At 45.0% G+C, this 23,039-nt stretch carries 19 protein-coding genes; 9 read left to right on the forward strand and 10 right to left on the reverse strand.

From position 1 onward, the window contains the following. Positions 1-6: 6 nt before the first annotated feature. The 7 genes from bamK to BLW31_RS01200 all read right to left on the reverse strand — a co-directional run bounded on the left by bamK (position 7) and on the right by BLW31_RS01200 (position 8,127). Positions 7-651, reverse strand: coding sequence for a BamK family beta-barrel-assembly machinery protein (gene bamK, locus BLW31_RS01170; RefSeq protein WP_010536567.1), 645 nt, complete (start codon positions 649-651; stop codon positions 7-9). 118 nt (positions 652-769) lie between these two features. After that, positions 770-1,807 carry a DHH family phosphoesterase gene (locus tag BLW31_RS01175; RefSeq protein WP_010536566.1) on the reverse strand — a complete coding sequence of 346 codons (1,038 nt, stop codon included), beginning with the start codon at positions 1,805-1,807 and terminating at the stop codon, positions 770-772. A gap of 45 nt (positions 1,808-1,852) precedes the next feature. Then, positions 1,853-3,973 carry a ComEC/Rec2 family competence protein gene (locus tag BLW31_RS01180; protein WP_010536565.1) on the reverse strand — a complete coding sequence of 707 codons (2,121 nt, stop codon included), beginning with the start codon at positions 3,971-3,973 and terminating at the stop codon, positions 1,853-1,855. A gap of 8 nt (positions 3,974-3,981) precedes the next feature. Further along, positions 3,982-4,632 (reverse strand): ribulose-phosphate 3-epimerase, encoded by a 651-nt coding sequence (gene rpe / locus BLW31_RS01185; RefSeq protein WP_010536564.1) that lies wholly within the window; start codon positions 4,630-4,632, stop codon positions 3,982-3,984. A 52-nt stretch (positions 4,633-4,684) separates the two neighbouring features. Then, positions 4,685-5,653: a methionyl-tRNA formyltransferase gene (gene fmt, locus BLW31_RS01190; protein ID WP_010536563.1), complete on the reverse strand. Its 969-nt coding sequence runs from the start codon at positions 5,651-5,653 to the stop codon at positions 4,685-4,687. Between the two features lie 113 nt (positions 5,654-5,766). Further along, positions 5,767-7,563 carry a chloride channel protein gene (locus BLW31_RS01195; RefSeq protein ID WP_010536562.1) on the reverse strand — a complete coding sequence of 599 codons (1,797 nt, stop codon included), beginning with the start codon at positions 7,561-7,563 and terminating at the stop codon, positions 5,767-5,769. After that, positions 7,564-8,127 carry an L-threonylcarbamoyladenylate synthase gene (locus tag BLW31_RS01200; RefSeq protein ID WP_010536561.1) on the reverse strand — a complete coding sequence of 188 codons (564 nt, stop codon included), beginning with the start codon at positions 8,125-8,127 and terminating at the stop codon, positions 7,564-7,566. Between the two features lie 78 nt (positions 8,128-8,205). Here BLW31_RS01200 and BLW31_RS01205 point away from each other — a divergent pair, with 78 nt between their 5' ends. Next, on the forward strand, positions 8,206-8,643 hold the full coding sequence (locus BLW31_RS01205) for an acyl-CoA thioesterase (RefSeq protein ID WP_010536560.1): 438 nt from the start codon (positions 8,206-8,208) through the stop codon (positions 8,641-8,643). A gap of 232 nt (positions 8,644-8,875) precedes the next feature. Here the strand turns inward: BLW31_RS01205 and BLW31_RS01210 are convergent, their stop codons facing one another. Then, entirely contained in the window at positions 8,876-9,730 is an 855-nt protein-coding gene (locus tag BLW31_RS01210) for a phosphodiester glycosidase family protein (RefSeq protein ID WP_010536559.1), read from the reverse strand. Positions 9,731-10,166: 436 nt separating this feature from the next. Between BLW31_RS01210 and recJ the strand changes: the two genes are divergently transcribed. The 8 genes from recJ to dnaG all read left to right on the forward strand — a co-directional run bounded on the left by recJ (position 10,167) and on the right by dnaG (position 21,783). Continuing rightward, a complete protein-coding gene (recJ, locus tag BLW31_RS01215; protein ID WP_010536558.1) occupies positions 10,167-11,885 on the forward strand; it encodes a single-stranded-DNA-specific exonuclease RecJ in 1,719 nt (572 codons plus the stop codon). Beyond that, the gene (locus BLW31_RS01220) at positions 11,878-13,782 is read left to right on the forward strand and encodes a RecQ family ATP-dependent DNA helicase (RefSeq protein ID WP_010536557.1); all 1,905 of its coding nucleotides are present in this window, start codon (positions 11,878-11,880) and stop codon (positions 13,780-13,782) included. The genes recJ and BLW31_RS01220 overlap by 8 nt, the downstream gene beginning before the upstream one ends. A gap of 39 nt (positions 13,783-13,821) precedes the next feature. Further along, positions 13,822-14,784, forward strand: a complete 963-nt coding sequence (locus BLW31_RS01225) for a tetratricopeptide repeat protein (protein ID WP_010536556.1) — start codon at positions 13,822-13,824, stop codon at positions 14,782-14,784. A 350-nt stretch (positions 14,785-15,134) separates the two neighbouring features. Next, entirely contained in the window at positions 15,135-15,983 is an 849-nt protein-coding gene (locus BLW31_RS01230) for a prephenate dehydratase (protein WP_010536555.1), read from the forward strand. Further along, a complete protein-coding gene (locus BLW31_RS01235; protein WP_010536554.1) occupies positions 15,958-17,139 on the forward strand; it encodes a pyridoxal phosphate-dependent aminotransferase in 1,182 nt (393 codons plus the stop codon). Before BLW31_RS01230 ends, BLW31_RS01235 begins: the two co-directional genes overlap by 26 nt. Positions 17,140-17,229: 90 nt before the next feature. Continuing rightward, on the forward strand, positions 17,230-18,291 hold the full coding sequence (locus BLW31_RS01240) for a bifunctional 3-deoxy-7-phosphoheptulonate synthase/chorismate mutase type II (RefSeq protein ID WP_010536553.1): 1,062 nt from the start codon (positions 17,230-17,232) through the stop codon (positions 18,289-18,291). 100 nt (positions 18,292-18,391) lie between these two features. Next, positions 18,392-19,165, forward strand: a complete 774-nt coding sequence (locus BLW31_RS01245) for a prephenate dehydrogenase (protein WP_010536552.1) — start codon at positions 18,392-18,394, stop codon at positions 19,163-19,165. 449 nt (positions 19,166-19,614) lie between these two features. Then, positions 19,615-21,783 carry a DNA primase gene (gene dnaG / locus BLW31_RS01250; protein ID WP_010536551.1) on the forward strand — a complete coding sequence of 723 codons (2,169 nt, stop codon included), beginning with the start codon at positions 19,615-19,617 and terminating at the stop codon, positions 21,781-21,783. Between the two features lie 113 nt (positions 21,784-21,896). Here dnaG and folE read toward each other — a convergent pair whose 3' ends face one another. Then, positions 21,897-22,487, reverse strand: coding sequence for a GTP cyclohydrolase I FolE (gene folE / locus BLW31_RS01255; RefSeq protein ID WP_008760851.1), 591 nt, complete (start codon positions 22,485-22,487; stop codon positions 21,897-21,899). A 7-nt stretch (positions 22,488-22,494) separates the two neighbouring features. Further along, positions 22,495-22,944: an SPOR domain-containing protein gene (locus BLW31_RS01260; protein ID WP_008760850.1), complete on the reverse strand. Its 450-nt coding sequence runs from the start codon at positions 22,942-22,944 to the stop codon at positions 22,495-22,497. Positions 22,945-23,039 lie beyond the last annotated feature (95 nt).

Below are 23,039 nucleotides of genomic sequence, written 5' to 3' on the forward strand. Positions count from 1 at the left end.
GGTGTTTTAATTCAGTGCTTTGCTGAATGTCCAAATATCATAATAGTATGGATTGACGTATTGTTGCGCTGACGAATGTCCTACCTTGGAAGGAACGATCAAACGTACGTGAGCATAGTTGCGCACAAACGGTAACGCCAGCAACCAGCCTGCAGGTACGGCTGTTGACTGGTAGTAGCTTGCCCAGTAATAGTCCATCTGAATGAAAGTACCATACACATAGCTGCCTTCAGCTACATAACGGAATACAGCAGGATTCGTATAAAGCTGATTTGCATCTCCCCACTCTTCCAGAAAAACATTGAAACAAGTAGTGTCACGTGTCATTATATCTTCCTCGATATAACGAACACAAATCTCATTGTTGTTTGCAAAAGTATCCGTTTTGTTTTCAGCACTTCCACGATCTACAATCTGCATATATACACCATCGGAAAGGGCTACATATTCATTCCGGTCCAAATTGGTGACAGTATCATTCTTCTCAAATTCGTCCTGTGAAATGATCCGGATTCCTTTATCCTTGATGAATTTATTCACCGCATTCTTTTCGTCCTCCAACATTTCAGCGTAAGTCTTTGAATCGTCGCACGCCTGGAATATACCTCCGGCTGCCAACAAAGAGAGAAATAAAAATACAAGTTTCTTCATTATCTGTTATTTAGCTATATTCTGCACAAATGTATCTCAAATTCATTGAAAGATGAAAGGGGAAAGTTGAAAGTTGGTAACTTTTAACCTTTCTCTGTCTACTTTTAACCTTCCATTCTTAGCTTTTGGCTGTCAACAAAGGTTTATATTTCTCCAGTGCCTGTTCGAAAACGGCTTTCGCCTCCTCTATCGTTCCGAAAAATTCACCGCCCGAAGCGTTCAAATGACCACCCCCATTAAAGAATTCGGCAGCGAGCTGATTGCATGGGAAAGTACCGACTGAACGAAGAGAAATCTTGATCATCGGCTTCTCTGTATCTTCCCGCAAGAAACAGGAGAAACAAACGTTTTTGATTGTGAGGGGAATATTCACAAAACCCTCACTATCACCTTTTATATAGTCAAACTTACTTTGTTCTTCCTTTGTCAGCGATATCAATGCGGCATTGTAATCTGAGTAAACCACCATATTTGACAACACATACCCCATCAGACGCAATCTGCTCTCCGAATAAGTATTGTACACTTTGCGATAGATATCGTCTTTATCAATCCCTTTTGAAAGGAGTTCGCTGATGATAAAATAGATCTCGCGATTGTTGGAATTGTAGGTAAAACCACCTGTATCCGTCATCATACCAGTATAGATACATTCTGCGCCTTCCTTTGAGATATCACTAAAGTACCCCATACGGCAAATCAGACGAAATATCAATTCTGAAGTGGAAGATATCTTAGGATAAGACATGGTGATCTTACAGAATTCTTCGGGATAAAGATGATGGTCGATCATCACTTTGCGCGCGGGAGAAGCAGCAACAGCATCTGCCATGTCATCAATACGTTTTAAGGCATTAAAATCCAGACAGCAGATCACATCAGCTTCGGCAATCAGTTTGTCCGCAAAGTCTTTATAACGATCATATAAAAGGATATCCTTACTTCCCGGCATCCAACGCAGGAAATCGGGGAAAGCGTTAGGAACAATTACATTTACTGTTTTCTCTTGTGAATCGAGAAAGTGATAAAGCCCTAGTGAAGAGCCGATAGCATCGCCGTCGGGCGATACATGAGAAACGATTACTATTTTGTCAGCGCGTTCAAACCATTTTGTAAAATGGTCGATTTTAGCCTGTTCGATTACTTTAGTCAACATACCATATTCTTTTTCGAGTTGCAAATGTACGATAATTCTTTGTACTTAGAGCAAAAACCGCACAGAACCTTCTTCGGACAAAGAGAGAAAATGTAAACCCAGCCTCTCACATTCCTCCCGGAAGAGCCGTTTGCGATCATCTGAGAGGGAAGCATCCAATAGGATAAAGGATGGAGAAAAAAGTCTGGTCAGTTCTTCCAGACGACCACTATAACCTTTGCACAAGTACATGTAATTAATAGATAACGGTGAAACGGCAGATTTGTTTCGCCAACGATTGTCAGTCACCATGCAAATGCGACAACCGTGATAAAACACGATCTGCTGATGACGGGAGAAATCAACTCCCTGACAATCAGCCGTAATTTCTACCGGAGGCAGGAGTTGATGACGACTCCAATAATTAGCAGCTACCATCTGCAATCGATGCTTATCTGACAAAGTATCAGCATAGCTCAACCAAGAGCGCCTGTCCTCTCCGATGCAATGCACCACCGGACAACCACGGACATTATAAAATACAAGGCTTGAATGAGGACGGTCATACCCATACATTACTGTGTGACAGATACCCAGACACAACAGGAAAGAAAGACAAATGACTAAGTTCCGGAATCTCCGGGTCTTTGAATAATAAAAGAAGAGTAGAAAGAATATATAGATGCCCAGTACTTCCAACTGATAAACCCAGATACCATCCAAAGAGGCATAAGGCAATTGTTCAATCCATCGGACAAAACCATTCAGCGCTTTCAATAAGAATCTGGCTACTTCTGCCACAAGGTACTGAACGGCAGGCAACGGAGTCAGACAAAGCATAAAGACGGCAGTATATAAAGTCAGGGTTACCAAAGGAATAACCACTAAATTAGTCAGCAGGAAATGAGTGGAAAAGCGGGAAAAATAAAGCAGCACAAGTGGGGCGGTCCCTATTTGCGCCGCTATGGATACGCTCATCAATCCCCATACATATTTTCCTATTCGGTTCTTCACAGGTAACAGCCGACCGACAGGCTTCTGAAGCAACAAAATAGAAAGCACCGCGAGAAAAGATAATTGAAAACCAATATCGAATAACCAGGCCGGATTACCAAGCAACATTACCCATGCAGTAGCAGCCAGTGTATTCAAAGACAATGACCGCCCCCCAAACAGATCAGCAATTGTCAAAATTGAAAACATACTTACTGAACGGACTACAGATGGAGACAGTCCCGTAAAAAAGGCAAAAGACCACAATAAGACAAGAAGCAGCACGGAACGGAAATATCGGATGCCCCGCCACCTCCGTACAAGAGGTTTCAGAAGAAGAAAGAACAAAGCATATAAAAGTCCGATGTGCAAACCGGATAAAGCTAAAATATGACTGGCACCGGATACAGAATAGCTTTCACGGATAGATTCGCTCAAATCGGCTTTTTCTCCTACAGTCAGCGCAGAGAGTACAGCCAACTCATCTCCTTCAAATCCCAGCTTTCGATAAAGGTCGATCACCTTTTCCCGATAAGAAATGGCAGTATATTGAATGAAATGAAGAAAACCGGAAGCATGAGAAGAAGCCGCAGCGGATGACGACACCCGCACCCACTTTCCGGAGGGTACATAGCCCGTTCCACTAATACCATGCCGCATCAAATACCGGACATAGTCAAATTCATCGAAATTCCCCCCATTGACAGGTGAAGAAATACGGACAGATACAAACAGCTCATCTCCCACCTTCAATTGAGTGACCAATGAATCTTTCTGTAAGTAAAGAATCGCCTTCCGTCCTATCGGACATACGTATGATGAATCATGCTGTCCTTCAAGCCATACCCTACAAAGCAAAGTTCGTTCTTTCGCTTCAGGAGTATCCGTTAACTGTACCCGATAGACAGTTTCCTTTTCCGGAAAGTCATACACCGTTTGTTTTAATTGCCAGCTGATACTTCCCCATCCTCCTGCGAAACAAAGAGCAAAGACAGAAACTCCGAAACACCACCGGAGAGAATAACGCTCCAAGTAATAAAAAGCAATGGACAGACCGGTAAAGAGACAAAAGGCCAGAATGCTCCAAAGTAGCTCCGCCGATTGATCAAAGAACCAATCTCCACAAAAAACGCCTGCTATCCACGGGATAACCAGGCGTATATAAGGATACTGATGTAAACAGGCAGTATTCAATGTATTCGTTACAGCCTGTGTAACTGACGAATCATTTCTTCCGGGTCCGGTGCTCCAAAGACTGCATTACCGGCTACCAGTACATCTGCCCCTGCTTCCACCAGGCGGGCACCAGTTTCCAGATTCACTCCACCATCTACTTCAATCAATGCTTTCGAACCTGTTCGTTCTATCAAGGCACGCAGTTCACGGACTTTCTCTACAGAATGTTCAATGAACTTTTGTCCGCCAAATCCTGGATTTACGCTCATAACAAGCACCATATATACATCCTGAATAATATCCTGAAGTAAAGCAACAGGAGTTGCCGGGTTTATAGTTACGGCCGGCTGCATTCCGGCTTCTTTAATTAGCTGAATCACCCGGTGCAGATGAGTACAAGCCTCATAATGGACATTCATCGTATGTGCCCCCAATGCCTTTACCTCGGGAATGAACTTCTCCGGGTTGACAATCATCAGATGTACATCCAACGGTTTGTCAGTCAGCTTCGCCACATACTTCAGCACCGGAAAGCCAAATGAAATATTAGGAACAAATACCCCATCCATTATATCAATATGCACCCACTCCGCTTCACTGCGGTTTATCATTTCAAGGTCTCTCGCCAAATACCCAAAGTCGGCAGAAAGGATGGAAGGAGAAATAATCGGTTTCATCATTCTATTGTTTTAAGTTCTAAGTTAGCTTGACCGTGGTCAGTTCATTCTATCAATTCATTTTATATCCATCCGACAAGCGGAATCCACGAAGCAATTCATCGGTCTTCAGACGTTTCTTGCCGGGAAGCTGCAAAGATAGAACAGAAACAAATCCATCGGGCACAGCCACCTTTATATATTTCTTGCCATCTGTCACAACTGTTCCGACAGCCAGCTGATGTGCCTCATAAATCTTCTCGCTCTCAAAAATCTTCATTACTACCGCTTCTCCTTCCGGACTGACTAATTCACTCCATGCAGCAGGATAAGGCGACAGTCCACGAATGAAATCATAGACCCTCTTCACCGGAGAATGCCAGTCAATCCGACAAGTCTCTTTAAAAATCTTTGGAGCAGGGCGAAGTTCTCCTACCACTGCCATATCTTCCTGAGCAATCGGCTTCACTGTATCATTCAATATAGCATCTACGGTTTCAAGTACCAGTTTTCCACCAAGCACCATCAGTTTATCATGCACCACTTCCACATTATCCGTATCTGCAATAGGTACACGTACCTGCTGAATCACTTTTCCGGTATCAATCTCATGTTGCAGGAAGAAGGTAGTGATACCAGTCTCCGTATCACCGTTGATAACCGCCCAATTGATAGGAGCAGCACCCCGATACTGAGGAAGCAACGAAGCGTGCAGGTTGAAAGTACCCAACCGCGGCATATTCCAGACCACCTCCGGCAACATACGAAAAGCAACCACAATCTGAAGATCCGCTTTCCAGTCACGAAGGGCCTGCACAAAAGCCTCATCTTTCAGTTTCTCCGGCTGGAGCAACGGTAAGTTCTGTTCGAGAGCATACTGCTTGACAGGAGAATATTGAATTTTATGTCCGCGTCCGGCTGGCTTATCGGGCATCGTTATCACGCCTACCACGTTATAGCCGCCCTCTACCAATTGACGCAGGGCCTCCACCGCAAAATCGGGAGTACCCATATAAACGATTCTTAAATCTTCTTTCTTCATCATCTTTAGTATATTATTTAGGCACGGATGACGCGGATTTCACGGTAGTCAGAAGTTACATAGAGCAACAAGCTTAATCCGTATCATCCATACTTGAAAATGTACACCTGCGGTTAATCTTCGGAAAAATGTACCAATACCTGACGGTACGAGTTAAATATCTTCGATTTGGAGACAAATCCCTGATAGCGCCCTTCCTCATCGACAACCGGAAGATTCCATGCTTTGGTATCATCAAATGTCTGCATCACTTGCTCCATTCCATCCGTATCGAATATCTTGGCAGGAGCAGATGTCATTAATTTATTAACAGTAAAGCGATGATAAAGTTCTTGCCGGAACATGATGTTGCGGATATCATCGAGCAGGACAATTCCCAACAATTCACCGGTCTTTTTATCCGTCACCGGAAACACGTTACGATGGGAAGCGGCAATGGCTTTCACCAACTCGCCCAAATCCATTTCCGGATGCACTACCACGAAGTCTTTTTCCACCACATTCTCCATTTTCATCAAGGTCAAGACCGCCTTATCCTTATGATGTGTGAGGAGCTGCCCTCTCTTGGCCAGACGCATCGAATAGATACTATGAGGCTCGAAAGCAATAATCGTCAGATAGGAACTGACAGATACAATCATCAAGGGAAGAAACAGGTCATAACCTCCGGTCAGTTCGGCAATCAGGAATACACCTGTCAACGGAGCATGCATGACTCCACTCATAACACCCGCCATTCCCATCAATGCGAAATTCTTTTCGGGCAGATAAGCAGAAAAGGCAAAGTCATTACTGAAATGGGAAAATACGAATCCGGCAATACAGCCCAGATAAAGCGAAGGTGCGAAAATACCACCGCAACCACCGCCACCGTTCGTCGCACTGGAAGCAAACACTTTCAGTAAAATAATCAGCATCAGATAAACCTGCAACAGATTACTATAGCCGTAGAACATAGAGTTGTTCATGACCGTATCCCATTCCGCTGCTGAAGTTCCGTTCAACAAAAGATTGATCGTATCATAACCTTCGCCATAGAGCGGAGGGAAAAGGAAGATCAGCACACTTAGCATCACACCACCAAAAGCTAGTTTCTGGTAGGGGTTCTTGAGTTTCCCAAATACCCCTTCTATAGAGTTCATTGCCCGTGTGAAATAGAGAGAAATCAATCCGCAGAAAATACCCAGCAGAATCACATAAGGGATACGTTCCAGTTCGAAAGCCTGGTCGAGGTTGAATTTGAACATGGCTTCTGTCCCGGTCGTGATATAAGAAACGGTTGCCGCCGTTACGGCGGAAATCAGCAAAGGAAGCAGAGATGACATCGTGAGGTCGATCATCAGTACTTCCAACGTAAATACAAGTCCGGCAATCGGAGCCTTAAAGATACCTGCAATTGCACCTGCCGCACCACAACCGACTAGCAACATCAGCGTACGGTGTTCCATCTTGAAAACACTTCCCAGATTGGAACCGATGGCAGATCCTGTTAAAACAATCGGGGCCTCCGCTCCAACCGATCCACCGAAGCCGATCGTGATAGCACTGGCAATCGTAGACGACCAGATATTATGCCGTTTGATGCGTCCTTGACGACGCGATATCGCATATAGAATCTTGGTAACTCCATGGCTGATGTCATCCTTCACAATATTGCGCACAAACCATCCGGCCAGAAAAATACCGATTACCGGATATACCAAATACAAGTAGTTGGCTGATGTCGCATTAAAGTTGTCAGTCAGGAAATTTTGTATCTGATGAATAAGGAACTTCAAAAATAAGGCAGCAATCGCAGTGAAGATTCCGACCAGGAAACTTAATATAAGGATAAACTGCTTTTCCTTGATATTGGCTTCCCGCCATCTGATGCAACGCTGTAACAAGCTCAGTTTCTCCTCTCTCTTCATTTATTCACGAATTATCTTGATCACTCCGCCTTTGTCTAACTTTATAATACTCGAGGGCTTGGGACGGCTCATATCATCCTGCCGGAAACCGACAATATAATCAACCGCCGCCTTGACTTCGTCGCTGATCTCATTAAAGTTGGCTGCCCCCGGCTCTCCGCTGATATTGGCGGAAGTAGAAACAACCGCCTTACGGAATTGCTGACAAAGTCGTCTGGAAAAATCTTCATTGGTCACCCGGATACCTATGCTGCCATCCTCTGCCAACAGGTTCGGAGCCAGATTTCGCGCACCGGAATAAATAATAGTCAATGGTTTGTCGGCTACTTCTATCAGATCCCATGCCACATCAGGAACATCCTGTACATAAAAATCCACCTTCACGGGAGAGTCCACCAGTACCAGCATAGCCTTACTATCGGCACGTTTTTTTATCTCATACACCCGGCGTACAGCCTCTTCGTTAGTAGCGTCGCAGCCTATACCCCATACGGTATCGGTGGGATAAAGGATAACACCTCCTTCATTCATCACCTGACAGGCTTTTTTAATATCTTCTATCATTTCTTGAACTATTTCTGTTGAGAATAACACGCAAAAGTACTACTTTTGCATCGAAATAAAAAAGATTAAGGGAAAACAATGGAAGAAATCGTATTTCATCATGCACTGCCTATCCAGTTGCGCTTCAACGACGTAGACAAATTCGGCCACGTCAACAATACCGTTTACTTTTCTTTCTATGATTTGGGGAAGACTGAATACTTTGCTTCCGTATGTCCGGGAGTGGACTGGGAAAAGATCGGCATAGTCGTTGTTCATATCGAAGCCAACTTTGTAAAGCAGATTTTCGCATCTGATCATATCGCTGTACAAACCGCTGTTTCTGAAATTGGGACTAAAAGCTTTCATCTCATTCAACGGGTGATTGACACGAAAACGCAGGAAGTCAAATGTGTCTGCCAATCGATCATGGTTACTTTCGACTTGGAAAAACATGAATCGATGCCGCTAACCGAAGATTGGATAGAAGCAATCTGCAAATTTGAAGGAAAAGACTTACGCAAGAAGAAAAACTGAAAGAAATAAGTTCCCCGGTGCCGGGGATACTCCTCATCGGTGCCGGAGGGGGCCTTCCCCGGTGCCGGGACCATTCCTCATCGGTGCCTGACTTTGGAGAGCCCAAACCTGAGTGATAAAAAAAGTTTTATACTGAATCATGTCCGCTATATAATAGAAATTACTTGCCTATACATTATATTATATATAATTCCTCTCTCCAAAAGTGAACGGCAACCATGTGAATACTCTCTTAATGAACATAAAGGAAGTTTGCCACCTTACGCTCTCCTTGATGATCATAGTTTCTGTTATCACAGGGAAAGTTCACAATTCCCTCTTCCGGTGCCCCGGACAGCCATAAGGCGGTAGAACCTCCTCCATCCAGATTCAGCGCATCTTTTCCACCCAATACATGAAGCAGATGTGCCAGTTCCGGAATGTTGATTCCGACAGCATTTTCCGGAGATCGCCCATCGACAGTAACAAACAGAATCTTTCCTTCTTCAGTCAGACAAATAGCACTACGCGGATGCCTGGTTTCTATAAAATTGGCATCGCACTGACTCCAATCATAGTACTTCCCGTCTTTCAACATCAACGGACCGGAAGCTAACACGGAACCTTTATTTTTCTTGTAGTTCTTCTCGATCTGCCTGTCCCAAGGAATGAGCTTCACTTTTCCTTTCTTCTCATAAACCGCTCCTGTCACCCGCAACTTCAATTCATCCAACGAAGTAGTGTCCACAACCTGACTTCCCACCTTCAGAAAACAGACAGAGTTTCCTTTCGTCATATCGAAATAAGAACCGTTGATGGCTCCGATTGCCTGATGTTTCGGGGCAATCCGGCTTATTTTCTCCAATTGTCCGGTAAAGGCAATACCGACCTTTTTGCCAGCCTTCGGATTTATCTCCAATATATTAATGGACTGAGTGCCTTGATAAAGAAAAGGGATGGAAGCCCGCTTATGTACAATTCCATTTTCTACGGTCACCACTTCCCAAGGAGCTGTCACTATTGCTATAGAATCAGCAACAGTCTGTGCATTTACGACTTTAACGGACAACAAGATTAGAACAATGATACCAACAAGATTTCTTCTCATAAACAGTCTGTAAGTTTTGGGTTCACATTTCGTGTAATAACTAATTATACAAAGATATACTTCTCCTGTCATATTACCAATATACCCGGATATAAATTAATTCATTTGTACGGATTTGAGGCAAACTGAATCGGAAAAGAATATATTTAGGCACGGATGACACGGATGAACACGGTCGTTTTACGTAATTAATCATAGCACTAAAACCGTGAAATCCGTGTAATCCGTGCCTAATCCTCAATTTATAATTTAGTTCATTTCTGTACGAATTTACTCCATTTGAATACCAACCCCGTAAGGAGCTAATTCCGCAGGTTTTGAAATATTTTCGTCATAACTACTGTACCCTTCCGCTTTTTTTCGTACTTTTACCCCTTGTTGGAAAGTAGTGCCTTTCCAGCCCCTGAGAACAGAAAAAGAAAAAACAATATATAAAATGAATCACAAATGGAATTATCAACCCATTACACCCGAACAGGCAGAGACAAGCCAGATATTGGCCCAGGAATTAGGCATTAGCCCGATACTTGGACAACTTCTGGTGCAGCGGGGAATAACGAAGGCAGCAGATGCCAAGAAGTTTTTCCGCCCGCAGTTGCCCGACCTGCACGATCCGTTCCTGATGAAGGATATGGATATTGCAGTGGAGCGTCTGAACAGGGCGATGGGAAAGAAAGAGCGTATTCTGATTTATGGAGATTATGACGTAGACGGTACTACTGCCGTAGCATTGGTCTACAAGTTCATTCAACAGTTCTATTCGAACATTGACTATTACATACCCGACCGCTACAACGAAGGGTATGGCATTTCTAAACAAGGAGTCGACTACGCCTCTGAAACCGGCGTAGGATTGATTATCGTACTCGACTGCGGCATAAAAGCAGTAGAGGAAATCACGTATGCGAAAGAAAAGGGAATCGACTTTATCATCTGCGACCATCATGTACCAGACGATATCCTCCCCCCTGCCGTCGCTATTCTGAATGCCAAACGTCTGGACAACACTTATCCATACACACACCTTTCCGGCTGTGGAGTCGGTTTTAAGTTTATGCAGGCATTTGCAATCAACAACGGTATTGAGTTTCATCACTTGATTCCGCTGCTCGACCTTGTAGCGGTGAGTATTGCATCGGACATTGTCCCCATCATGGGTGAAAACCGTATTCTCGCCTATCACGGTCTGAAACAACTGAACAGTAATCCCAGCGTTGGCATGAAAGCCATCATCGACGTATGCGGACTTTCCGAGAAGGAAATTACCGTCAGTGATATTGTTTTTAAGATCGGACCACGCATCAATGCGTCCGGACGTATCCAGAACGGGAAAGAGGCCGTAGACCTGCTCACGGAAAAGGACTTCTCGGCAGCATTGGAGAAAGCCGGACAAATCAACCAATACAATGAAACCCGGAAAGATCTCGACAAAAGCATGACAGAAGAGGCCAACAATATTGTTGCCAATCTGGAAGGACTCTCCGAACGCCGTTCCATCGTGCTTTACAACGAGGAATGGCATAAAGGTGTCATCGGCATTGTAGCCTCCCGTCTGACAGAAGTTTACTACCGACCGGCAGTCGTACTCACCCGAACAGATGACATGGCAACCGGTTCCGCACGTTCCGTTTCCGGATTTGATGTGTATAAGGCAATCGAATATTGCCGTGATCTGTTGGAGAACTTCGGCGGACATACGTATGCAGCCGGATTATCCATGAAAGTGGAAAATGTGGAAGTCTTTACCCGAAGATTCGAAGAGTATGTGTCACAACATATCCTGCCGGAACAAACCAGTGCCGTAATCAACATAGATGCGGAGATTGATTTCAGGGATATTACATCAAAATTCTTCAATGACCTGAAGAAATTCAATCCTTTCGGTCCGGACAACATCAAACCGATCTTCTGCACACATCATGTCTATGATTACGGTACCAGCAAGGTGGTTGGACGCGATCAGGAACATATCAAACTGGAACTGGTTGACAACAAATCGAATAACGTTATGAACGGTATCGCATTCGGACAAAGTTCTCATGTGCGCTATATCAAGACGAAGCGTTCATTCGACATCTGCTATACAATCGAAGAGAACACGCATAAGCGTGGCGAAGTCCAACTTCAAATCGAGGATATAAAGCCGATTGAATAAGTATCAGGAGATATTAAAACAATACTGGGGTTATGACTCCTTCCGCGACTTGCAGGAGGAGATCATTACCAGTATCGGCGAAGGCAAAGACACACTGGGACTGATGCCTACCGGAGGCGGTAAGTCTATTACATTTCAAGTGCCCGCTCTCGCTCAGGAAGGTATTTGTATCGTCATCACCCCACTTATCGCCTTGATGAAAGATCAGGTGCAGAACTTGCGGAAACGGGGAATCAAAGCCCTTGCCATCTATTCGGGCATGACACGGCAAGAAATACTTACCGCACTCGAAAACTGCATCTTCGGCAATTACAAGTTCCTTTATATCTCTCCGGAACGGCTGGATACGGAAATATTCCGTACCAAGTTGCGTTCGATGAAAGTCTCCATGATTACGGTGGACGAAAGCCACTGTATCTCACAATGGGGATACGACTTCCGCCCGGCATATCTGAAAATCGCAGAAATACGGGAGCTGTTGCCTGGAGTACCGGTACTGGCACTGACAGCTACAGCAACTCCCGAAGTCGTAAAAGATATCCAGACCCGACTGAACTTCCGGGAAGGAAATGTCTTTCGCATGAGCTTTGAACGAAAGAATCTGGCATATATCGTACGCAAAACGGATAACAAAACCAAAGAATTGCTGCATATCCTCCAACGGATATCGGGCAGTGCAATTATCTACGTCCGCAACAGACGCCGCACCAAAGAAATCACCGAACTGTTGACAAACGAAGGAATAACTGCCGACTTTTATCATGCCGGCCTGGACAATGCCGTCAAAGACCTTCGGCAAAAACGCTGGCAAAGCGGAGAAGTCCGTGTCATGGTGGCAACCAATGCTTTCGGCATGGGTATCGACAAGCCCGATGTACGTATCGTGCTGCATCTCGACCTGCCCGATTCACCCGAGGCCTATTTTCAGGAAGCCGGACGTGCCGGAAGAGACGGAGAGAAAGCTTATGCCGTCATCCTGTACGCCAAATCCGACAAGATGACACTCCACAAACGTATTGTCGACACCTTTCCCGAAAAAGAATACATCCTGAATGTCTACGAACATCTTCAGTATTATTATCAAATGGCGATGGGTGACGGATTTCAATGTATCCGGGAATTCAACCTGGAAGAATTTTGCCGGAAGTTCAAATACTTCCCGGTGCCGGTAGACAGTGCCCTGAAAATACTGACACAGGCTGGCTATCTGGAATACACGGACGAACAGGATAATTCATCACGAATCCTCTTTACCATCCGTCGGGACGAACTGTATAAACTGCGGGAAATGGGAAAAGAAGCGGATGCCTTGATACAAACGATTCTTCGTTCGTATACGGGAGTTTTCACTGATTACGCCTATATCAGTGAAGAATCGCTTGCCCTACGCACCGGACTGACACGCCAGCAAATCTATAACATACTGGTAACATTAACCAAACGCCGCATCGTCGATTACATTCCCCGCAAAAAGACTCCTTATATTATATATACACGCGAACGATTGGATCTGCGCTTTCTGCACATTCCCCCTATTGTCTACGAAGAGCGCAAGGCACGCTATGAAGCACGTATCAAGGCTATGGAAGAATATGTCACTACCGAAAACGTATGCCGGAGCCGGATGCTTCTCCACTACTTCGGAGAGAAAAACGAACATAACTGCGGGCAATGTGATGTCTGCCTCAGCAACCGTGCCAGCAACGACTTATCTGAGAAATCTTATGAGGAATTGAAAAGGCAAATACTGGAGTTGCTTGGTCAAAGTCCACTAACTCCTGCCGAAATTGCCGATAAGATAAAAGCGGAAAAAGAAGATATCGGGCAAGTAATCCGATATTTATTAGACGAAGACGGACTGAAGATGCAGGACGGAATGCTACATATTTCAAAATAAGTTATTACATTTGCAGACAAACTCTAAAATAACGCAACCATGCCGAACTTTTTTAAATCTTTTTTCTCCGGTAAGTCTGAAACACCGGAAAGTGAAAAACAAAAGAACGATCAGAAAAACTTCGAAATATTCAAATATGACGGCCTGCGCGCACAGCGCATGGGACGTCCGGATTATGCCATAAAATGCTTCACCAAGGCACTTGCCATCGAAGAGGACTTCGAGACAATGGGTTACCTCAGCCAACTCTATATCCCAATGGGAGAAACAGAAAAGGCTCGCGAAATTCTGGAAAAAATGGCAGTGATGGAGCCCCATGTCACCAGCACATTCCTCACATTGGCCAATGTCTGCTACATCCAGGAAGACTACAAAGCTATGGAAGAAGCTGCCAGCAAAGCAATCGCCATCGAAGAAGGAAATGCAGTCGCACACTTCCTGCTGGGAAAAGCCCGCAAAGGACAGGATGACGAAATCATGACCATTGCCCATCTGACGAAAGCCATCACTCTGAAAGACGACTTCATCGAAGCTCGTCTGATGCGCGCAGAGGCTTTGCTACAAATGAAGCAATACAAGGAAGTAATGGAGGACATAGACACCGTAATCGCCCAGAATCCGGAAGAAGAGACCGCCATCCTGCTGCGTGGCAAGGTGAAAGAAGCCAACGGACAGGAAGAAGAAGCAGAAACGGACTACAAATTTGTAACGGAAATAAACCCATTCAACGAACAAGCCTACCTCTATCTGGGACAGCTTTATATCAATCAGAAGAAACTGACAGAAGCTATCAGCCTGTTTGACGAAGCCATCGAACTGAACCCGAATTTCGCCGAAGCCTATAAAGAACGCGGACGTGCCAAGCTATTGAGCGGTGATAAAGACGGCTCCGTAGAAGATATGAAGAAGTCACTGGAGCTGAACCCGAAAGATGAAGCCGGTCTGAACGGAGAATTCAAGAATCTGGGACCGAAGCCGGAAGCACTTCCGGGAATCTTCTAAGCAGACAGCAGTATATACTCATTTTCAACTGAAACATTACTGTCATATCAGGTGACCTTTTCATCTTTTTTAGGGAAGAAAACAAAAAAAGTATCGCTTTTTGTTTGCATCTAACAGAAAATTATTACTTTTGCCCCAGAATTAGAAACCAAAGCAGAAACAAAGATTCGTATGAAATCATTTTCTTATGCATATTACTTCTTTTTTTACTTTTACTTTAGCCAGAAAGTAGAGCGGGAGTTTGTATGTATCAAGTGACATGATGCTTAAGGACTGAGATGAAGAAATTAATCATATAAATCCCGCTTCCATATGGACGCGGGATTTTTTTATATAACCCTATTAGAACAATGAAAAAGATAGCAATTCAAGGAACACTCGGCTCATATCACGATATCGCCGCACACAAGTACTTCGAGGGAGAAGAAATAGAGTTAATCTGTTGTGCCAGCTTCGAAGACGTGTTTACTTCGATACGGAAAGACAGCCAAGTTATCGGAATGCTAGCCATCGAAAATACGATAGCGGGAAGCCTGCTGCACAACAATGAATTGTTGAGACAAAGCGGCACACAGATTATCGGTGAATACAAGCTGCGCATCTCACATAGCTTCGTCTGTCTGCCCGAAGAAAACTGGGAAGACCTGACAGAAGTCAACTCCCACCCTATCGCCCTGATGCAATGCCGTGATTTTCTGAATCAGCATCCGCAACTCAAAGTAGTGGAAGGAGAAGATACGGCACGCAGCGCGGAAATCATCAAGAAAGAAAACCTGAAAGGGCATGCAGCTATCTGTTCAAAAGCTGCGGCAGAACGGTATGGAATGAAAGTGCTGCAAGAAGGCATCGAAACCAATAAACACAACTTCACCCGTTTTCTGGTAGTTGCCGATCCATGGCAGGTAGACGAACTTCGCCAGCATCACGCAAAAGCGACCAATAAAGCAAGCATGGTATTCACATTGCCACACACAGAAGGAAGCCTGTCACAAGTATTATCCATTCTTTCGTTCTACAACATCAATCTGACAAAGATACAATCCCTGCCGATCATCGGACGGGAATGGGAATATCAATTTTACGTTGACGTGTCTTTCAATGATTATCTGAGATATAAACAATCTATTGCAGCAATTACTCCATTAACCAAAGAACTTAAAATATTAGGCGAATATGCAGAAGGAAAGTCAAACGTATAAAATCGCTCCTGCCGAAAGATTGGCAAGTGTCAGCGAATACTACTTCTCGAAGAAACTGAAAGAGGTAGCACAAATGAATGCAGAAGGAAAGGACGTTATCAGTCTGGGTATCGGAAGTCCTGATATGCCTCCTTCCAAAGAAACAATCGAAACATTGTGCAACAATGCACACGATCCCAACGGACATGGCTACCAACCGTATGTGGGCATACCGGAACTTCGGAAAGGTTTCGCAGCCTGGTATCAACGCTGGTATGGAGTAGAACTGAACCCGAATACGGAAATACAGCCACTGATTGGTTCTAAAGAAGGTATCCTTCATGTCACACTGGCTTTCGTTAATCCGGGTGAACAGGTATTGGTACCCAATCCGGGATACCCTACTTATACTTCACTGAGTAAAATACTCGGTGCGGAAGTGATCAGCTATGACCTGAAAGAAGAGGATGGATGGATGCCCGACTTTGAAGCATTAGAAAAGATGGACCTGAGCCGCGTGAAACTAATGTGGACCAACTATCCGAATATGCCGACAGGAGCCAACGCCACTCCGGAACTCTACGAACGTCTGGTAGACTTCGCACGCCGCAAGAATATCGTCATCGTGAATGACAACCCGTACAGCTTTATCCTGAACGAAAAGCCGATCAGTATTCTCAGTGTACCGGGAGCCAAAGAGTGCTGCATCGAATTCAACTCCATGAGCAAAAGCCACAACATGCCGGGATGGCGTATCGGAATGTTGGCATCGAATGCAGAATTCGTACAATGGATACTGAAAGTAAAAAGCAATATCGACAGCGGAATGTTCCGTGCCATGCAACTGGCAGCTGCCACAGCTCTGGAAGCCGAAGCGGACTGGTACGAAGGCAACAACCACAACTATCGTGGCCGCCGCCATCTGGCCGGTGAAATAATGAAAACGCTGGGGTGTACCTACGATGAAAACCAAGTGGGAATGTTCCTTTGGGGAAAGATTCCCGCTTCCTGCAAAGACGTAGAGGAACTGACTGAAAAAGTATTGCATGAAGCAAGAGTCTTCATCACTCCGGGATTTATCTTTGGCAGCAACGGAGCAAGATACATCCGTATTTCTCTTTGCTGCAAAGATGCCAAGTTAGCGGAGGCATTAGAAAGAATCAAGAAACTTTCTTAAAAAAGACCGATTAGAATAACTCAAAAGGCAGACCAGACAAACGTCTGTCCCAAAGAATAAGAACAAGAATAAAATAAAAACAATAAGAATATGGAACTCGAATCAATTTTATTACCAGGTATTGAAGCTAAAAGACCGATTGTTATTGCTGGTCCGTGCAGCGCAGAAACTGAAGAGCAAGTAATGGACACCGCCAAACAGCTGGCAGCTAAAGGACAAAAGATATACCGCGCCGGCATCTGGAAACCGCGTACCAAACCGGGAGGTTTCGAAGGAATCGGTGTAGAAGGACTTGCCTGGCTGAAGGAAGTAAAGAAAGAAACAGGTATGTATGTTTCTACCGAAGTAGCGACTGCCAAACACGTTTACGAATGTCTGAAAGCCGGAATCGATATCCTTTGGGTGGGTGCACGTACCACAGCCAATCCTTTCGCCGTGCAGGAAATAGCCGATGCATTGAAAGGCGTTGATATCCCCGTATTGGTAAAGAACCCGGTAAACCCTGACCTGGAATTATGGATCGGCGCACTGGAGCGCATCAACAATGCAGGTCTGAAACGTCTGGGAGCTATCCACCGTGGTTTCAGCAGCTACGACAAAAAGATATACCGCAACCTTCCGCAATGGCACATTCCTATCGAACTGCGCCGCCGTCTGCCTAATCTGCCGATTTTCTGCGACCCGAGCCACATCGGAGGAAAACGCGAACTGATTGCCCCGCTCTGCCAACAGGCAATGGACCTCAACTTCGACGGTCTGATCGTAGAAAGCCACTGTAATCCGGACTGTGCATGGAGCGATGCTTCTCAGCAGGTAACTCCGGATGTACTCGACTACATTCTCAATTTACTGGTGATCCGTACAGAAACCCAGACCACAGAAAGTCTGACTCAGTTGCGTAAGCAAATCGACGAATGTGACGACAACATTATTCAGGAACTGGCAAAAAGAATGCGCGTAGCACGTGAAATCGGTACTTATAAGAAAGAACATGGAATCACCGTTCTTCAAGCCGGACGCTACAATGAAATTCTGGAGAAACGCGGTGCGCAAGGAGAACAATGTGGTATGAGCGCAGACTTTATGAAGCTTATCTTCGAAGCAATCCACGAAGAGTCTGTCCGCCAACAGGTCGAGATTATCAATAAATAAAAAGCGAAAGAGAAATCAAGAATCAAATGGAAACTAACAAATAAACTGAGGCCGACCAGAAAGTCAATAGTAACTCAAAACTCTCCAATAAATAATAGATATGAGAATATTAATCCTCGGAGCCGGTAAGATGGGCTCCTTCTTTACTGATATACTGAGCTTTCAGCATGAGACAGCCGTGTTCGATGTCAACCCGCACCAGTTGCGTTTCGTGTATAATACCTATCGCTTCACCACATTGGAAGAGATCAAGGACTTCGAACCGGAACTGGTTATCAATGCCGCTACAGTAAAGTATACGCTGGACGCCTTCCGTAAAGTATTGCCTGTGCTTCCCAAAGACTGTATCATCAGTGACATCGCTTCCGTAAAGACAGGACTGAAGAAGTTCTACGAAGAAAGTGGATTCCGGTATGTCTCCAGTCACCCGATGTTCGGTCCGACATTTGCCAGCCTCAGCAATCTGAGCAGCGAGAACGCAATTATCATCAGTGAAGGAGACCACTTGGGAAAGATTTTCTTCAAAGATCTCTACCAGACGCTACGCCTGAATATCTTTGAATACACGTTCGACGAACATGATGAAACGGTAGCATACTCGCTCTCCATTCCGTTCGTTTCGACTTTCGTTTTTGCTGCAGTGATGAAGCATCAGGAAGCTCCAGGAACTACTTTCAAGAAGCATATGGCTATCGCAAAAGGACTACTGAGCGAAGATGATTACCTCCTTCAGGAAATCCTGTTCAACCCACGCACCCCGGGACAAGTAACCAATATCCGGACGGAGTTGAAAAATCTTCTCGAAATCATCGAAAAGAAAGACGCGGATGGCATGAAAGCCTATCTTACGAAAATTCGGGAAAAGATCAAATAAGCCTTTTGAATGAAGAATGAAGAATGATGAATGAAGAATTAGCTGCGCTATCACGCTGCAAAGTAATTCTTCATCCATCATTCTTCATTTCTATGCCCTCATAGGTTAATTCTTATATCGGACACACATTAGGGGGCAGTCCGAAAAGCCTGTTTGAGCTCCATACTGTACCGAAATGAACTAAATTATAAATTAAGGATTAGGCACGGATGACACGGATTTCACGGTTGTTTTACGTAATCATAGCACTAAAACCGTGAAATCCGTGTCATCCGTGCCTAAATATATTCTTTTCCGTACAGAAAGAAACAAACTGAAAACAACCGGGGTTTCGGATCGATCCCGCATTAGATAAGATTTAACGATCCCCTGCAAAAAAGTTCTTTGCAGGGGATTTTTTTATATGTACCTTTGTATCCGCAAAAACGGAATGACAGGAGAAAAGAAGAATGATAGATCAAACCACCATAGACCGTATTTTAGATGCCGCACAGATTGTAGATGTAGTATCTGAGTTTGTCACGCTGCGCAAACGCGGAGTGAATTATGTAGGTCTGTGCCCGTTCCACAACGAAAAGACTCCGTCATTCAGTGTCTCTCCAGCCAAAGGACTTTGTAAATGTTTCAGCTGCGGCAAAGGTGGAAACTCAGTCCACTTCATCATGGAGCACGAACAGATGTCGTATTACGAGGCACTGAAATATCTTGCCAAGAAATACAACATCGAAATCAAAGAGCGGGAACTGACCAATGAAGAGAAACAAGCGCAGACAACGCGTGAAAGTATGTTCATTGTCAATAACTTCGCCCGTGATTACTTCCAGAATATCTTAAAGAATCATGTAGACGGTCGCAGCATCGGTTTGGCTTATTTCCGCCAGCGTGGATTCCGTGATGACATCATCGAAAAATTCCAGTTAGGCTACTGTACGGAAAGCCACGATGCCATGTCACAAGAAGCATTGCGCAAAGGCTACAAAAAAGAGTTCCTTGTAAAAACAGGCATCTGCTACGAGACGGACGACCATCGTCTTCGTGACCGCTTCTGGGGACGTGTGATTTTCCCTGTTCATACGCTCTCGGGGAAAGTGGTCGCATTCGGCGGACGTGTATTAAGTACTGCCACCAAAGGGGTGAAAGTAAAATACGTCAACTCTCCCGAATCGGAAATCTACCACAAGAGTAACGAGCTATACGGAATCTATTTTGCCAAACAGGCTATTGTCAAGCAAGACAGATGTTTCCTGGTCGAGGGATACACGGACGTTATCTCTATGCACCAATCGGGCATAGAAAACGTAGTTGCCTCTTCGGGAACCGCACTGACTCCGGGGCAGATTCGTCTGATTCATCGTTTCACCAACAACATTACCGTACTCTATGACGGTGACGTAGCAGGCATCAAAGCCTCTATCCGAGGGATTGACATGCTGCTGGAAGAAGGCATGAATATCAAAGTATGTCTGTTGCCGGACGGAGACGACCCGGACTCTTTTGCCCGCAAACATAATTCGGAGGAGTTTCAAACATTCATCCGTGAACACGAAAAAGACTTTATCCGCTTCAAGACGGATCTTCTGATGGAAGATGCGGGTAAAGATCCGATCAAACGAGCGGAACTGATATCTAATATCGTACGAAGTATTTCCGTCATACCGGAAGCCATTATACGAGATGTCTACATCAAGGAATGTAGTCAGCACCTGCGCATCGAAGAAAAGTTACTGGTAGCGGAAGTGGCCAAGTTAAGAGAGGCGCAAGCCGAAAAAGCGAACCGCCCCAGCTACAACAATACAACTTCAACCACCAACAGCAGTTCCGAGGCTTCTAATGTATCCGATACTCCGGGTTATCCCGGCGGCTCAGGTCCTTACGGTACCGGAATGCCACCGGAACCCGTTTATGATGATCAAGGTAATATCGTATCCTTTGCAGATCCGATGCCTGCCGCTTCAGAAGGCGTAACAGGATTTCCTCCCGGAGAGGTTTCTCCTTCCACTAATACAGCTGTTTCCAGCGATTCTTATACCTCTTTTATTCCGCAGGAAGGAAAAGAGGGCCAGGAGTTTTACAAGTTCGAGCGACTGATCTTACAAGCAGTGGTCCGTTATGGTGAAAAGATCATGTGCAACCTTACTGACGAGGAAGGAAATGAAGTTCCGGTAACCGTTATCGAATACGTGATTAATGACCTGAAAGAAGATGATTTAGCTTTCCATAATCCGTTACACCGGCAGATTCTGACAGAAGCCGCTACGCATATACACGATGCCGGATTCATCGCAGAACGCTACTTTCTGGCACATCCCGACCAGACCATCAGCAGATTGAGCGTGGATCTGATCAATGTACGTTACCAGCTAAGTAAATATCACTCGAAATCACAGAAACTCGTAACAGACGAAGAGCGTCTCTACGAACTCGTCCCGATGCTGATGATCAATTTCAAATATGCGATCGTTACGGAAGAGTTAAAGCACATGCTTTATGCACTGCAAGATCCGGCATTAGCCCATGACAATGAGAAATGTAATTCGCTGATGCAACGTTACAATGAATTGCGGGAAGTACAAAGTCTGATGGCGAAACGCCTGGGCGACCGTGTTGTATTACGCTAAATTCCTCATCGGTGCCGCTCCCCCTCCTCATCGGTGCCGAAGCACTCCTTCCCCGGTGCCGGAGACAGCCCTCATCGGTGGGGAACTACATCGTCCACATTTTGTAAAGCGTATTACACCCTGCCGTGCTGAATCAGATTCATAAACTCTTCACGAGTCTTGGCCTGATTGAAAGCTCCTGTAAAGTCTGAAGTAGTAGTAATAGAATTCTGTTTTTCCACGCCGCGCATCTGCATACACATATGCTTTGCCTCCACTACCACCATCACTCCCAATGGGTTCAGTGTTTCCTGGATGCAATCTTTGATTTGCAGCGTCATGCGTTCCTGCACTTGCAGGCGATGGGAAAAGATATCGACTACCCGGGCAATCTTGCTCAATCCCGTGATGTAGCCGTTAGGGATATATGCCACGTGTGCTTTTCCGTAGAACGGCAACATGTGGTGTTCGCAGAGAGAGAAGAAATCGATGTCTTTCACTATCACCATCTGACTGTATTCTTCCTGAAACTTAGCCGAACGCAACACTTCATGAGGGTCCATGTGATAACCTTTCGTCAGACTCAGCATAGCCTTGGCAACACGCTCGGGAGTCTTCAACAAGCCTTCCCGTCCGGCATCTTCACCCAACAAAGTTATAATACTGTGATAATGACTTTTCAACTCCTCCAAATTCGGAGAGACAATTTCTTCTTTTTCTAACATGATACAATTATAAAGGAATATTGATCTGGTCTTTGACGATAGAGACCTCTTTGAATACACCGGTTGCCTTGAGTTTACGCATCATCGCGTCCGCCTCTTCAATGCTCCGGAAATCACCCACACGACAGAGCCAGCGGGGAGGATTGAACGAAGTGTAAATCGTCAGTTCGGGGAAATACTCTTTGATGCGGGAAGCTACACGATAAGCATCATTCTTTGCCTCACGGGTATTATTGCCGGCATACGCCTGTATTCTGAATCCGGCTGCCTTCAACACTTTCTGTTCGCCCATAGAAGGACGTTCCACGCCTATCAATGCCTCTATCTTAGGGTCTTGATGAATCGTCACCTTTCCCTGTCCCGGCACTGTACGCTCCAGACTCTTGATGATGTTCTGCGCCTGTGCACCAACAGCGGTAAAAGCCAGCATCCATAAAAGTAAACCTAGTTTTCTCATTCGATAAAAGTTTAATTTCAGGCACGGATTACACGGATTTCACGGTTAGCTGCGCACAGTCTTTAAATCCGTGTCATCCGTGTCATCCGTGCCTA

It is taken from the genome of Bacteroides faecis MAJ27, from assembly GCF_900106755.1.
Taxonomy (GTDB): domain Bacteria; phylum Bacteroidota; class Bacteroidia; order Bacteroidales; family Bacteroidaceae; genus Bacteroides; species Bacteroides faecis.

Bases quoted from the DNA above. Each gene is read 5' to 3' on its own strand.
- rpe (WP_010536564.1), bottom strand. From the start codon at position 4,632: ATGAAACCGATTATTTCTCCTTCCATCCTTTCTGCCGACTTTGGGTAT.
- BLW31_RS01195 (WP_010536562.1), bottom strand. From the start codon at position 7,563: ATGAAGAGAGAGGAGAAACTGAGCTTGTTACAGCGTTGCATCAGATGG.
- BLW31_RS01205 (WP_010536560.1), top strand. From the start codon at position 8,206: ATGGAAGAAATCGTATTTCATCATGCACTGCCTATCCAGTTGCGCTTC.
- BLW31_RS01235 (WP_010536554.1), top strand. From the start codon at position 15,958: ATGCAGAAGGAAAGTCAAACGTATAAAATCGCTCCTGCCGAAAGATTG.
- BLW31_RS01260 (WP_008760850.1), bottom strand. From the start codon at position 22,944: ATGAGAAAACTAGGTTTACTTTTATGGATGCTGGCTTTTACCGCTGTT.
- BLW31_RS01200 (WP_010536561.1), bottom strand. From the start codon at position 8,127: ATGATAGAAGATATTAAAAAAGCCTGTCAGGTGATGAATGAAGGAGGT.
- BLW31_RS01225 (WP_010536556.1), top strand. From the start codon at position 13,822: ATGCCGAACTTTTTTAAATCTTTTTTCTCCGGTAAGTCTGAAACACCG.
- BLW31_RS01230 (WP_010536555.1), top strand. From the start codon at position 15,135: ATGAAAAAGATAGCAATTCAAGGAACACTCGGCTCATATCACGATATC.
- recJ (WP_010536558.1), top strand. From the start codon at position 10,167: ATGAATCACAAATGGAATTATCAACCCATTACACCCGAACAGGCAGAG.
- dnaG (WP_010536551.1), top strand. From the start codon at position 19,615: ATGATAGATCAAACCACCATAGACCGTATTTTAGATGCCGCACAGATT.
- bamK (WP_010536567.1), bottom strand. From the start codon at position 651: ATGAAGAAACTTGTATTTTTATTTCTCTCTTTGTTGGCAGCCGGAGGT.
- BLW31_RS01210 (WP_010536559.1), bottom strand. From the start codon at position 9,730: ATGAGAAGAAATCTTGTTGGTATCATTGTTCTAATCTTGTTGTCCGTT.
- BLW31_RS01175 (WP_010536566.1), bottom strand. From the start codon at position 1,807: ATGTTGACTAAAGTAATCGAACAGGCTAAAATCGACCATTTTACAAAA.
- BLW31_RS01240 (WP_010536553.1), top strand. From the start codon at position 17,230: ATGGAACTCGAATCAATTTTATTACCAGGTATTGAAGCTAAAAGACCG.
- folE (WP_008760851.1), bottom strand. From the start codon at position 22,487: ATGTTAGAAAAAGAAGAAATTGTCTCTCCGAATTTGGAGGAGTTGAAA.
- BLW31_RS01245 (WP_010536552.1), top strand. From the start codon at position 18,392: ATGAGAATATTAATCCTCGGAGCCGGTAAGATGGGCTCCTTCTTTACT.
- fmt (WP_010536563.1), bottom strand. From the start codon at position 5,653: ATGAAGAAAGAAGATTTAAGAATCGTTTATATGGGTACTCCCGATTTT.